General features: G+C 72.7%; 14 protein-coding genes. 6 read left to right on the forward strand and 8 right to left on the reverse strand.

The features are described 5' to 3' along the window. Positions 1-18: 18 nt before the first annotated feature. From SD460_RS44300 to SD460_RS44320, 5 genes are read left to right on the forward strand one after another with little or no spacing between them, the layout of a single operon-like run. Positions 19-951, forward strand: a complete 933-nt coding sequence (locus SD460_RS44300) for a fumarylacetoacetate hydrolase family protein (RefSeq protein ID WP_290051558.1) — start codon at positions 19-21, stop codon at positions 949-951. Beyond that, positions 948-2,072, forward strand: coding sequence for an FAD-dependent monooxygenase (locus SD460_RS44305; protein ID WP_290051560.1), 1,125 nt, complete (start codon positions 948-950; stop codon positions 2,070-2,072). The genes SD460_RS44300 and SD460_RS44305 overlap by 4 nt, the downstream gene beginning before the upstream one ends. Continuing rightward, entirely contained in the window at positions 2,069-3,079 is a 1,011-nt protein-coding gene (locus SD460_RS44310) for an amidohydrolase family protein (protein ID WP_290051562.1), read from the forward strand. The genes SD460_RS44305 and SD460_RS44310 overlap by 4 nt, the downstream gene beginning before the upstream one ends. Continuing rightward, the gene (locus SD460_RS44315; protein WP_290051563.1) at positions 3,079-4,029 is read left to right on the forward strand and encodes a VOC family protein; all 951 of its coding nucleotides are present in this window, start codon (positions 3,079-3,081) and stop codon (positions 4,027-4,029) included. The genes SD460_RS44310 and SD460_RS44315 overlap by 1 nt, the downstream gene beginning before the upstream one ends. Then, on the forward strand, positions 4,029-4,973 hold the full coding sequence (locus tag SD460_RS44320; protein WP_290051565.1) for a fumarylacetoacetate hydrolase family protein: 945 nt from the start codon (positions 4,029-4,031) through the stop codon (positions 4,971-4,973). Before SD460_RS44315 ends, SD460_RS44320 begins: the two co-directional genes overlap by 1 nt. Positions 4,974-4,978: 5 nt before the next feature. On the opposite strand, the gene SD460_RS44325 is transcribed toward SD460_RS44320, so the two are convergent. The 8 genes from SD460_RS44325 to SD460_RS44360 all read right to left on the reverse strand — a co-directional run bounded on the left by SD460_RS44325 (position 4,979) and on the right by SD460_RS44360 (position 11,372). Next, complete coding sequence (locus SD460_RS44325) at positions 4,979-5,635, reverse strand: response regulator transcription factor (RefSeq protein WP_290051566.1); 657 nt, start codon at positions 5,633-5,635, stop codon at positions 4,979-4,981. Beyond that, a complete protein-coding gene (locus tag SD460_RS44330; RefSeq protein ID WP_290051567.1) occupies positions 5,632-6,897 on the reverse strand; it encodes a GAF domain-containing sensor histidine kinase in 1,266 nt (421 codons plus the stop codon). The genes SD460_RS44325 and SD460_RS44330 overlap by 4 nt, the downstream gene beginning before the upstream one ends. A 53-nt stretch (positions 6,898-6,950) precedes the next feature. After that, a complete protein-coding gene (locus tag SD460_RS44335; RefSeq protein WP_290051568.1) occupies positions 6,951-8,285 on the reverse strand; it encodes an MFS transporter in 1,335 nt (444 codons plus the stop codon). Positions 8,286-8,384: 99 nt separating this feature from the next. Next, positions 8,385-8,678, reverse strand: coding sequence for a muconolactone Delta-isomerase family protein (locus SD460_RS44340; protein ID WP_318307704.1), 294 nt, complete (start codon positions 8,676-8,678; stop codon positions 8,385-8,387). A 10-nt stretch (positions 8,679-8,688) separates the two neighbouring features. Then, positions 8,689-9,387 carry an alpha/beta hydrolase gene (locus SD460_RS44345; RefSeq protein ID WP_290051571.1) on the reverse strand — a complete coding sequence of 233 codons (699 nt, stop codon included), beginning with the start codon at positions 9,385-9,387 and terminating at the stop codon, positions 8,689-8,691. Next, the gene (locus SD460_RS44350; protein WP_290051572.1) at positions 9,384-10,229 is read right to left on the reverse strand and encodes a class III extradiol dioxygenase subunit beta; all 846 of its coding nucleotides are present in this window, start codon (positions 10,227-10,229) and stop codon (positions 9,384-9,386) included. The genes SD460_RS44345 and SD460_RS44350 overlap by 4 nt, the downstream gene beginning before the upstream one ends. Beyond that, on the reverse strand, positions 10,222-10,566 hold the full coding sequence (locus tag SD460_RS44355; protein ID WP_318307705.1) for a protocatechuate 3,4-dioxygenase: 345 nt from the start codon (positions 10,564-10,566) through the stop codon (positions 10,222-10,224). The genes SD460_RS44350 and SD460_RS44355 overlap by 8 nt, the downstream gene beginning before the upstream one ends. Continuing rightward, complete coding sequence (locus tag SD460_RS44360) at positions 10,563-11,372, reverse strand: methylenetetrahydrofolate reductase (protein ID WP_318307706.1); 810 nt, start codon at positions 11,370-11,372, stop codon at positions 10,563-10,565. Before SD460_RS44360 ends, SD460_RS44355 begins: the two co-directional genes overlap by 4 nt. Before the next feature lie 109 nt (positions 11,373-11,481). Here SD460_RS44360 and ligM point away from each other — a divergent pair, with 109 nt between their 5' ends. Further along, positions 11,482-12,882, forward strand: a complete 1,401-nt coding sequence (gene ligM / locus SD460_RS44365; RefSeq protein WP_318307707.1) for a vanillate/3-O-methylgallate O-demethylase — start codon at positions 11,482-11,484, stop codon at positions 12,880-12,882. The last annotated feature ends 8 nt before the right edge of the window (positions 12,883-12,890 follow it).

The raw sequence follows: 12,890 nt of genomic DNA on the forward strand, positions 1-12,890 counted from the left end.
CAAACGGAAGGACCGCCCGTGGTTGCCCCCTTCGCTCTCACCACCGTCACCGACGGCACCGCGGAGCGTCCCGCGCTGGTCGTCGACCTCGACGGGGAACCCGCCTGGCGTGACCTCTCCGATCTCGGGCCGTCCGTGCACGCGCTGCTGCAGGACTGGGATGCGGTGCTGCGGAAGCTGCACACGCTGACCGGCCAGGCCACCCGCCCGCTGGCGCGAGCACAGGTCCGGCCTCCGCTCGTGCCGGGTCAGGTTCTGCAGGCCGGCGCGAACTACCGCACGCACGTCGTCGAGCTCGCGGTCAAGCACGCCCCCGGCGACCGGCCTGAAGCCGAGGTGCGGGCCGAGGCCGTCGCGGCGATGGAGCGCCGCACCGCCGACAGCGAGCCGTACCTGTTCATCGGGCTGCCTTCGGCCATCACCGGCCCCTACGACGACGTCGTGCTGCCCGCCTACTCGGAGCAACACGACTGGGAGCTCGAGCTGGCCGTCGTGATCGGCCGGGAGGCATTCCGCGTGGATCGCGCCCACGCACTCGACCACGTCGCCGGCTACACGATCGCCAACGACCTGACCACGCGCGACCTGGTGTTCCGCCGGGACATGCCGGCGATCGGCTCCGACTGGTTCCGCGCGAAGAACGCCCCCGGCTTCACCCCGCTCGGCCCCTACCTGGTGCCCGCGGAGTTCGTGCCGGCGCATCCGCGGATCCGCCTCGAGCTCAACGGAGAGGTCATGCAGGACGAGTCCACAAAGGACATGATCTGCGACGTCGCCGCGATCATCGCCGCCGCGTCGCGGACGATCCCGCTGCGACCCGGCGACCTGCTGCTCACCGGCAGCCCGGCCGGCAACGGCATCGCCCACGGCCGGCTGCTGCGCGCGGGCGACGTCATGACCGGGACGATCACCGGGCTGGGTGGCCAGCGCACGCGGGTGGTCGCGCCGTGACCGCGGTGGAGTCCGTCGGGATCATCGGCGCCGGCATGGCCGGCCTCGGCGTCGCCATCCTCCTCGCCGAGGCCGGTGTGCCGGTGGACGTCATCGAGACCACGGCGGAGGTCGGTGCCCTCGGGTCGGGAGTCACCCTGCAGGGCAACGCTTTGCGCGTCCTGCGTCGCCTCGGCGTGTGGGACGGGGTGGAGCGGGCCGGGTACGCGTTCGGCTCGGCCGGCCTGCGCACGCCGGACGGCACCCTGCTGGCCGAGATGACCGACGTCCGGACCGGCGGACCGGATCTACCCGCCACGGTGGGGATCTACCGCCCCGACCTGGCGCGCCTGCTCGTCGATCGCGCGGTCGAGCTGGGGGCGAAGGTGCGGACCGGGATCCGGCCCGTCTCGCTCGAGCAGGACGACCACGGGGTGGACGTCGAATGCTCCGACGGCATCCGCGCTCGCTACGACCTCGTCGTGGGTGCCGACGGGGTGCGGTCGTGGACGCGTGACGCGCTCGGCGTTCCACTGAGGACCGAGCCGGTGGGCATGGGAATCTGGCGCGCGTTCGCGCGGCGGCCCCCGTCGGTGACCCGCACCGACCTCGTCTACGGCGGCACGGCCTACATCGCGGGGTACTGCCCGACCGGCGAGGACACGCTGTACGCCTACCTCGTCGAGAACGCCCAGGACCGCGGCACGCTCTCCCCCGACGAGCGGCTCGCCACCATGCGCGGGCTCGCCGAGCACTACCACGGCGCGTGGGACGACATCCGCGAGAACCTGACCGACCCGTCCCGGGTGAACTACACGTGGTTCGAGTGGCACCTCCTCGACGGGCCGTGGCACCGCGGCCGCACCGTGCTGATCGGCGACGCCGCCCACTGCTGCCCGCCGACGCTGGCCCAGGGGGCCGCTCAGGCGCTGGAGGACGCGCTGGTCCTGGCCGAGCTGCTCACCACCCGCGACGCACTGGACGAGGACCTGTGGTCGGCGTTCACCGCCCGCCGGCTCGACCGCGCGCGCACGGTGGTCGAGGGTTCGGTGCAGATGTGCCGCTGGCTGCTGGCCGGCGAGCGGGGCGACCTGCCCGGGCTGCTGGGCCGCGTCAATTCCCTCCTCAAGGAGCTGCCGTGAACGCGGACCTCGTGATCGACGTGCACGCCCACTGCCTCGTCGCCGAGGTGGAGGCGCTGGTCGACGGCGAGCCGGGGCTCGCCGAGCTCCGCGCCCTCGAAGCACGACGCCACGGCGCGGAGTCGATGGCCGTGTCGGGGCAGATGGTCCGGGCGGCCCTGCCCGCGCTGACGACCGTGGGTCAGCGTCTCGCCGACATGGCCGCGGCGGGCGTGGACGTGCAGGTCGTTTCGCCGTCCCCGTCGCACTACCACTACTGGGCCCGCCCCGATCTCGCGACCGCCGTGTGCCGGGCGGCGAACCGCGGCGTGGCGGCCGTCGTCGGCGAGGCTCCCGACCGGCTGGCGGGGTTGGGGCTGGTTCCCTTGCAGCACCCCGATCTGTGCGTCGCCGCGCTCGACGACGCCCTCGGTCTCGGCCTCAAGGGCGTCGAGATCTCCTCCTTCGCCCCCGGCGTCGAGCTGTCGGACGCCCGGCTCGACCCGTTCTGGGCGCGGGCCGCCGAGACGGCCGCCGTGGTGTTCCTGCACCCCTTCGGCTGCTCGCTCGACGAGCGGCTCGACCGGTTCTACCTCGCCAACACGGTCGGGCAACCGGTCGAGAACGCCGTCGCCCTCTCGCACCTGATCTTCTCGGGAGTCCTGGACCGCCACCCGGACCTGCGGGTGGTCGCGGCGCACGGCGGCGGCTACCTGCCCACCTACCTCGGCCGGTCCGACCACGCCTGGCAGGTGCGCAGTGAGGCCCGGCAGTGCGCCGAGGCGCCTTCGGCGTACCTGCGCCGGCTCTGGTTCGACTCGCTCGTCCACACCCCGCAGGCGCTGCGCGCGCTGGTCGCCGCCGTCGGCGCCGACCGGGTCGTGCTCGGCTCGGACCACCCGTTCGACATGGGCGTGCCCGATCCGGTCGCCCGCCTCGACGCCGCCGGGCTCGGCGCGGCCGACCGCGCCGCGATCGCCGGGGGCACCGCGCGGAAGCTGGGGCTGGTCCCCGGAAAGGAATCCTGATGCCGGACACCGCGGCACCACGCCTGATCACGCACCTGCGGCACGTCGACATCGCCGTGCCCGACCTGGCCGTCCAGCAGGCGTTCTACACGGGCCAGTGGGGGCTCACGGAAGTCGCCACGGACTCGGGATTGTCCTTCCTCGCCGCGGAAGGCTCGCCCGAGCAGTACGTCGTGCGCCTGCGCCAGTCCGCCGACAAGCGCATCGACCTCATCGCGTTCGGCGCCGCGACCCCGGCCGACGTCGACGCACTCGCCGTCCGGCTGGCGCGCGACGGCGTGACGCTCGTGTCGGAGCCGGGCACGCTGGCGACGCCCGGCGGCGGCTACGGGTTCCGGTTCTTCGACAACGAAGGCCGCACGGTCGAGATCTCCGCCGACGTCACCGAGCGGACCCACCGCAGGGTCGAGGAAGGCGAGTCGATCCCGGTGCGCCTGTCGCACGTGGTGGTCAACTCCGCCGATCCCGAGGGCACCGTCGCGTTCTACGAGCGCCACCTCGGGTTCGCGCTGTCGGACGTCCTCACCCACCCGCGCATGGGGAACATGATGTGGTTCCTGCGGTGCAACCCGTGGCACCACAGTTTCGCGGTCGCCCGCGGCCCGCACCCGTCCCTGCACCACGCGAGCTTCGAGCTGCGCGGGATCGACGAGTACATGCGCGGCACCGGACGGCTGCTGCGGGCGGGCGTCGAGAAGATCTGGGGGCCGGGCCGGCACAAGGCGGGCAACAACACCTTCTCCTACTTCCTAGACCCGCAGGGCAACACGGTCGAGTACACGACCGAACTCGAGCGCCTGGACGAGGACACCTGGCACCCCGGCCTGCACGACTTCAGCGATCCCGAGGTGTCCGACCAGTGGGGCACCGCCAACCGGATGGACGAGTTCGTCGCGCGGAAGTCGTTCAACGACCCGGACCAGGGCCTGTTCCTGGCCCCGCCCGTCTGATGCGCTTCGCCACGGTCGCCGGGGCCGGCGGGCAGGTGCGGTGCGGGGTCGTGCGGGACGACACGCTGCTGCGCCTCCCGGCCGGGACCACGGTGCTCGACCTGCTCCGCACCGACGGGCTCGCCGACGCCGGAGCCCGTGCCGTGGCCGACGGCGACGCCGTCCCGCTGGCCGGCGTGCGGCTGCTACCCCCGGTCGAGGCGCCGACGGTGCGCGACTTCGTCGCGTTCGAGGAGCACGTCGAGGGGATGACGGCCGGGGCCGGGGTGGGCGCGGAATGGTACGAGGCACCGACGTTCTACTTCACCAACCCGTACGCGCTCGTCGGCGCGCACGACGACGTGGCCGTGCCGCCCGGCTGCTCCCGGCTGGACTTCGAGTGCGAGGTCGCGGCGGTCATCGGCCGGGGCGGCGCCGACATCGCCCCCGCCGACGCGACCGCCCACATCGCCGGCTACACGATCTTCAACGACTGGTCGGCGCGCGACCTCCAGGTCCGCGAGATGGCCGTGCGCCTCGGGCCCTGCAAGGGAAAGGACTTCGCCACGACGCTCGGCCCCGTCCTCGTGACGGCCGACGAGCTCGAGCCGTACCGCGACGCCGACGGCTTCCTCGCGCTCGGCATGACGGTCGCGGTCAACGGCACGGAGATCGGCCGTGACCTGCTTTCGAACATGGGCTGGCCGTTCGAGGACCTGGTCGCCTACGCCAGCCGCGGAACGGAGGTCCGTCCCGGCGACGTGCTGGGCTCCGGCACCTGCGGCAACGGCGGCTGCCTCGCCGAACTGTGGGGCCGCGGCCGCACCGATCTCCCGCCGCTGCGGCCCGGAGACGTGGTCACGATGACGGTGGAGGGGCTCGGCACCCTCCGCAACACCGTCGTGGCCGGAGGCGAACCGCACCCGATCGCGTACGCCCGGCCCCGCCCCCGCACGCGCCCATGACCCGGTCAGCCGGGCGGCGGGATCAGCCCCTCGCGGATCGCGAACAGCGCCGCCTGTGTGCGTGACGCCAGCTGCAGCTTGCCGAGCACGTTGCTGACGTGGGTGCGGGCCGTGCGTTCGCTGATCACCAGGCGCTCGGCGATCGCGCGGTTGGGGTAGCCGCGCGCGACCAGCGTCAGGATCTCCCGTTCCCGCGCGGTGAGGGCGGTCAACCCGATGCGGGGCGCCGAAATCCGGCGGACCAGCTGCCCGGCGACGGCGGCGTCAAGGTGCACCTCGCCCCGCGCGGCGGCCCGGATCGCCGCGGCCACCTCGGCCGGCTCGGCGTCCTTGAGCAGGTAGCCCGCCGCGCCCGCCGCCAGTGCGTTGTGGACCCGCTCGACTTCGCCGAAGCTGGTCAGCACCACCACCCGGATGCCGGGGAACCGGCTGACGATCCGTTCGGTGGCCCCGATCCCGTCCAGCACCGGCATGCGCAGGTCCATCAGCACGACGTCCGGCAGCGGCTCGCCGAGGGTCCGCCACTGCGCCAGCAGGTCGAGCGCCCGCGCGCCGTCGGCCGCCTCACCGAGCACCGACAGCTCCGGCTCGGTCTCCACGAAGGCCCGCAACCCACGCCGGACCACGGCGTGGTCGTCCACCAGCAGGACGCGGATGGTCATCGCAGCCGTCCCCCGTCAAGCCGGTCCAGCGGCACCGCGACCCGGACGGCCCAGCCACGGCTCCCGGCCGGGCCGGCCTCGAACCGCCCGCCCCAGCGCTCGGTGCGCTCCCGCATGGACAGCAGCCCGAGCCGCTCGCCGTCCCCGGCGTTGCCGTCCATGGCGCCGTCGTCGAGCACCTGGATGACGAGCTCGAACTCCTGCTCGGCGATGCGCACCTCCACCGAGGTGGCGTTGGCGTGCTTGACGACGTTGTGCAGGGCCTCCGAAGTGATCCGGTAGAGGTCCTCCTGGAAGGCCAGCCCGCCGCCGATCCGCAGGTCGTCGGTCGCCCGCACCTCGATCTCGAGGCCGGTCCTCGCCCGCAGGCTCGCGGCGTGCGCGCGGATCGCGCCGAGGAGGCCGTGCTCGGCGAGTTCGAGCGGGCGCAGCTCGAACACCAGCTGCCGCAGGTCGGCCAGCGCGCCGGCGCTCAGCGCCGCCAGCTCCCCCGCGGTCCGCCGGACGCCCTCGTCACCGGTGTCCAGGCCGTCGAGCCGCCGGGTCAGCGCCTCGGCCTGCATGCGCATCGAAAACAGTTGCTGCACCACGGAATCGTGCAGGTCGCGAGCCAGCCGGTGGCGCTCGTCGGACTGGGCCCGGGTGCGGGTCTGGGCGAGCAGCTCGGCCATGTCGATGGCGACCGCGGCCTGGTCGGCCATCGCTTCGAGGAAGGCGAGCGAGCCGGGGCCGGGGTCCTCGCCCGGGCGGTAGTAGGCGTTGACCACGCCGACCGTCCGGCCGCGCACCGCCATCGGCATCGACACGAACGCGTCCCAGTCCGGCCGGTCCATGATCTCCTTGAGCGGCTCCCACGCAGGATCGGCCATGATCAGCGGCTTGCGGTGCGGATCGACGACCGGCTCGCCGGACAGGAAGGCGTCGAGGAAGCGGACGTGCGCGCCCCGCTTGCGGCAGGCGGAGAGCCGGGCCACGAAATCCGGTGCCTCACCGAAGCCGGCCATGCCCAGGATCCGCAGGTCGGCGGCGGGATCGTCGACGGCCATGATCTGCACGGCCGCGATGCCCGCGGTCCGGACGATCTCCTGGGCGACCGCCTCCAGCGTCACGGGCAGCGAGTACGACCCCGCCACACTGGAGGCGGCCCTGGCGATCGCGGTCAGCCGCCGCTGCTGGCGGCGGAGCTCGGCCAGCACCTCCGACGCGTCCGGCGGAGCACCCCGTGCCGAGGTGCTCGCGCGCTGGTCCCGCCGTTGGTCCACGGCACGAGTATGCCGCGCTCCGGCCGAAATCCCGATGCTGAACGCGAAGGTGATCAAGGTGCCGCTTCGGCGGCGGACGGTTCGGGCGCGCCGGCCCCGGCCCGCCCCGGTCCCCTGGCCGGCAGCATGATCGCGGCGACGAGGCCGGCCAGGCACAGCGCGGTGAGGTAGAGCGCGACGACGATCGATCCGCCCGCCGCCTGCAGCGCGGTCGCGACGAGCGGGGTGACCGCGCCGCCGATCACGCCGCCCACCGTGTAGGCGATCGAGATGCCGCTGTAACGCACCCGCACGGGGAACAGTTCGGTGTACAACCCGCCCTGCGCCCCGGCCATCAGGCCCTGCACGACCGCGGCGACGAGCACCGCGACCAGCGCCAGGCCGACGTTCCCGGTGTCGACCAGCGCGAACATCGGCACCGGCCAGACCACCGTCGTCACCGCGCCCCAGACGTAGACCCGCTTGGCGCCGTACCGGTCGCTCAGGACGGCCGAGGCCGCGATGGCGGCGATCCACAGCGCGGTCGAGACGAGGATCAGCGTGAGCAGGGTCGGCCGGGTGTAGCCGACGACCTTCGTGCCGTAGGACAGCAGGTAGACGATCACCGTGTAGCCGATCGCGGGCGGGGCGATCGCCGCGAGGCCGGCCAGGACCAGTGCCTTCGGCTCGGTCCGGACCAGCTCGGCGAACGGCACCTTCGTCACCTCCCGGCTCTCCTTGACCCGCGCGAACTCCGGCGCGTCCCGCAGCCGCGTGCGCACCAGCAGGCCGACGACGACCAGCACGACGCTGATCAAGAAGGGGATCCGCCAGCCGTAGGCCAGGAAGTCCTCATTGGACAGTCCGGAGACGGCGAGGAAGGCCAGATTGGAGGTGAGCACCCCGATCGGCACGCCGAACTGCGCGAAACTGCCGTAGAGGGCCCGGCGGCCGGCGGAGGCGTGTTCGGTGGCGATGAGAACCGCCCCACCCCACTCGCCGCCCACCCCGAAACCTTGGATGATCCGCAGCAGCACCAACAGCAATGGCGCGCCGACGCCGATCGCGGCATACGTGGGCAGCACGCCGATCAGGGTCGTCGCGCCCCCGGTCAGCAGCAGGGTGAGCACGAGCATCGACTTGCGCCCGATCCGGTCGCCGAAGTGCCCGATGATCGCGGCGCCGAGCGGGCGCGCGGCGAACCCGACGGCGAAGGTGGCGAACGCGGCGAGCGTGCCCGCGACCGGCGACGCCGCGGAGAAGAAGACCGTGCCGAACGCCAGCGCGGCGGCCGTGCCGAAGATGTAGTAGTCGTACCACTCGATCGACGTGCCGACGAGACTCGCGGCCAGGATGCTCGGTCCGGACGGGCGGGGGGCGGATGACTGCGGTGGTGACTGATCGGCCATGGCGCGTACTCCTTCGGGCGCAGCACGTATTCGACGCAATCGGCATCCATCCCATCACCCAGAGCGGCGGCGCGGCACCGGCGGGTGGGCCTGCTCGGCCTACGTCATTTGTCCCGCTTGTCGTTCCTGCGGGTGGGTGGCGAGCGCCTCGACGGTCACGTCCAGCCACCGCCACATCGGCAGCGAAGCGATGGCGTCGTGCAGCGCGGCCGGGTCAGCCGCCTCGTACAGCCCGATGGTGGCGTTGCGGCCGGGCACGCGCCACAGCCGTTTCAGCACCCCGGCGTCCCGCAGCTCTCCCGCGCGCTTGCGTTCGGCCTCGCGCAGCCGCTGCCGGGTGACGTCCGGAGTGTCGGCGGGCAGCCGGTTTTCGGTGCGTACCAGGAACTCCATCGTCTCTCCTTCACGTGACGGCGAGCAGGACGTCCGCCAGTTCCCCGGGCGCGGTCACCATCGCCTCGTGGCCGGTGGCGACTTCGTGCACCGGCCAGGCCCGGGCGGCGGCCCGCTCGGCGTGGGGGCGGAACACCCGCAACCAGTCGGTGCACTCGACGAAGACCGCGGCCACGTCGCTGGATCCCCGCAGCCGCAACGGTTCGGTATAGGCGAGCCACGGGTGCGGGGTGAGGCGCGGCGCGAGCCAGGCGAGGTCGGCGTCCTCGGTCACCCCCAGCACGGTCAGCGACCGAACCGGGATCAGCCAGCCGAAACCGGGCCCGGCGACCGACTCCCGGTAGTGCCCGGCGACCGTTTCGGGCAGCAGGTCGATCGCGGCGTCGCCGTCGTCGCCGACGAACGCGTCGAGGTACACCCGCGTCCGCAGCCTGCCGGGAACCAGGTCGGCGACGCCAGTGACGACCTGTCCCGCGTAGCTGTGCCCGACGAGGACCACGTCGGCCAGGTCGTACGCCTCGAGGTGCGCCACCACGTCCCGGACGTGCGTGCCGAGCCCGACCGACGGGGTCAGCAGGTGGGCGCGCTCGCTGACGCCGGTCAACGTCGGCGTGTGGACCTCGTGCCCCGCGGCCCGCAGCAGGGAGGCGACACGCTGCCAGACCCAGCCGCCGTGCCAGGCGCCGTGCAGCAGCACGAACGTGGTCATCCGAGGTCCTCGAACAGGGCCAGCCCGGCGGCGGTGTTGGACGCCGGCACGTGGTAGGTCTCGTGGATCCGCTTGACGCCGGGGCTCAGCGCGCCGCGCATCACCAGCCACATGATCAGCTCGATCCCCTCGGTGCCCGCCTGCCGGATGTAGTCCTCCCGCGACAACGCGGCCAGCCGCTGCGGGTCGTGCTCGATCGCGTCGAGGAACATCCGGTCGAACGGGGTGTTGATCAGCCCCGCGCGGGAGCCCGCCAGCTGGTGGGACATGCCGCCGGTGCCGAACACCGCGACCTTCAGCGCCGGCGGGAACGAGCGGATCGCCCGGCCGAGCGCCCGCCCGAGCGCGTAGCAGCGCGCCGCGGTGGGCTGCGGGTACTGGATCACGTTGACCAGCAAGGGAACCACCGCGCACGGCCACGCGTCACCGGGATCGGGGCAGTACACCGACAGCGGCACGGTCAGCCCGTGGTCGACGTCGAGCCGGTGGCAGGTGGCGATGTCGAACCCGGCGTCGACCAGCTCGGTGACGAGGTGCTCGGACAGCTCCGGCGCGCCGTCGACGTCCGGCACCGGCCGCCGGCCCCAGCCCTCGTCGGCCACCGGGTAGGACTCGGCGGTGCCGATCGCGAACGTGGGCACCAGGTCCAGCCCGATGGCGTTGGCGTGGTCGTTGTAGATGACCACGGCCACGTCCGGCGGATGCGCGGCCATCCATTCCCGCGCCGGCGCGTAGCCGTCGAACAGGGGTTTCCAGTGCGGTTGGCCGGTCTGCCCGTGGTCCATCGCCGCGCCGATCGAGGGCACGTGCGAGGTGGCCAGGCCCCAGCTGACTTCAGCCAAGCTTCCGCCCTCCCGAGCGCATCACCGCGGTGAACTCCTCGACCGTCATGCCGGTGAAGACACCGCCGAGGTGCTGCATGGACAGCTTGTCGACCATCGCGAGCTTGTAGGTGTAGAAGATCGAGCCGCCGAGGTCGAGCATGGCGATCCAGTCCCGCGTCAAGATGGCTGTCTTCTGGGCCGGCGTCAGGCCGTACGCGTCGCAGTAGGCGGCCTCGTCCTCGGCGAACCGGCGCCGGTTCGCCGCGTCCGCGAGGGAACCGCAGAGCCGGTTGAGCCGGTAGCCCCGCCGGACCGCCGCCAGGTCGAGCGGGTAGTCGTCGCGCGCCCTGGTCATGAGGTCACCGTGGCCAGCAGACGCTGCCGCCACGCCTCGGTCCGGCGCAGCTCGTTGAACGTGAAGATGTGCAGCCCGGCGACGTTCGCGGGCGCCCGCGCACCGAGCCGCCTGACCAGCGGCGTCGGCCGGTAACCGCGCGGCAGCAGCAGCCGCCACAGCAGGCCGCGCTGCTTGCGGACGAACCGCGCGGACCGGCCGAGCCCGATGTTCGCCGAGATCCGCACCAGCCGTTGCCGGTTCACCGGCCCCGGCAGGCCGACGTACACGGGCAGGCCCACCACCCCGGCCGCCCACGAGGACGTCGTGGCGGCGGAGAAACAGATCTGCGAGATGACGTGGGTGGCCAGCGGCGCCTTCTGCTTCAGCGCCAGGTCGAGCGCGTCGCGCGGGATCGTGGCGTGCCCCTCCGGGTAGCCGCCGACGCCGATCCGGTCGAACGGGTGCCCGAGCGCCTCCATCGTCTGCAGCAGCGTGAAGGCGTCGGGGAACGGGCCCGCGGGCCGCGGCGCGTCGCCGCCCACGACGACGACGGAGCGCAGGCCGGCCTCGCGCAGCCGGGCCACCACGTCTTCGACGTGCCGGGCGTCGGCGAACTGCCGGGCCGCCAGGTGCGGCGCCACGGCGTACCCGTGCCCGTGCAGGCGCTCGCTGAGCTCCAGGGTCGCGTCGAGGCCCTTCGACTCGGTCACCGTGACCGTCAGCGGCACGTCGGCCGGCACGTCGGCGAGCACGGCGTCCTCGGTGCCGCGCAACGGCATCACCTCGTAGCTGATGTTCCGCACCAGCTCGGCGAAGTTGCTCACCCCACCAGTAGAGCCGAGCCGGGCCCGGGTTTCCCCGCGACGAATGACGTAGCCGGGACCCGACGTCACGACGATCCGGCCCGGCCCGCGGGCTCCTAGCGTCGCAGCGATGAACGCGAAGACCCTCCAGGACGTGCTGGACCACGCGGACACCACGGTCGAGCTGCTCCGCGGCTCCCAGCTCGGCAGTTTCATCTACCCGGTCGTCCCGGCGGAGTTCACCAACTTCCGCCGCGAGGTGAAGGCCTGGCAGCGCACCGCGGTGCTGTTCGACCAGACCCACCACATGGTCAACCTGTTCGTCTCGGGCAAGGACGCGCTGAAGCTGCTGTCCGACACCGGGATCAACAGCATGGCCAAGTTCCCGGTCGACTCGGCCAAGCAGTTCGTCCCGGTGTCCCCCGGCGGTGGCGTGATCGGCGACGGCATCCTGTTCCGGCTCGCCGAGGACGAGTTCGTGTTCGTCGGCCGCGCCCCGGCGGCGAACTGGCTGACCTTCCGCGCGGGGCAGGGTTACGACGTCGACATCCGCCGCGACGAGCGTTCGCCGTCTCGCCCGTACGGCAAGCCGGTCACCCGCGAGCTGTGGCGGTTCCAGATCCAGGGCCCGAACGCGTGGCCGGTGCTGGAGGAGGTCAACGGTGGCCCGGTCGAGCAGGTGCGGTTCTTCCGCATGGGTCACCTGAACGTCGGCGGCGAGCGCGTCCGCACCCTCCGGCACGGCATGGCGGGCGCCCCGGGCCTGGAGCTGTGGGGCCCGTACGAGACCTACGACAAGGTCCGCGACACCATCCTCGAAGCCGGCCGCGAGTTCGGGCTGGAGCCGGCGGGCGCCCGGGCGTATTCCTGCAACACCCTCGAATCCGGCTGGATCCCGTCCCCGCTGCCCGCGGTCTACACGGGCGAAGAGCTGCGCGCCTACCGCGAGTGGTTGCCGGCCCAGGGGTACGAGGCGAACAACGCGCTCGCGGGCAGTTTCGTGGCCGACCGGATCGAGGACTACTACCTCAACCCGTGGGAGCTCGGCTACGGCTCGTTCGTCAAGTTCGACCACGACTTCGTCGGCCGCGACGCACTGGCCGCCCTCGACCCGGCGACCCAGCGCCGCAAGGTCACCCTGGCCTGGAACGCCGAGGACGTCGGCAGGCTGCTGGCCAACCCGGTCGACCTCGACGGCCCGCAGTACCAGTTCTTCGACCTGCCCAACGCCAACTACGGATCGTCGAACTTCGACTCGGTCCTCGACGCCGGCGGCACCCTGGTCGGCTTGTCCCTGTTCACCGGCTACAGCGCCAACGAGCGCCGGGCACTGTCGCTCGCCACGGTGAACCCGGACGTCCCGCTCGGCGCCGAGGTCCGGGTCCTGTGGGGCGAGCCCGGCGGAGGCAGCCGCAAGACGACGGTCGAGCCGCACGAGCAGTTCCCGGTCCGCGCGGTGGTGAGCCCGGCCCCGTACTCGGTCACGGCCCGCGAGACCTACCACCAGGGCTGGCGCACGGCGACGATCTGAAGTCCTCG

It is taken from the genome of Amycolatopsis solani (assembly GCF_033441515.1).
Taxonomy (GTDB): Bacteria; Actinomycetota; Actinomycetes; order Mycobacteriales; family Pseudonocardiaceae; genus Amycolatopsis; species Amycolatopsis solani.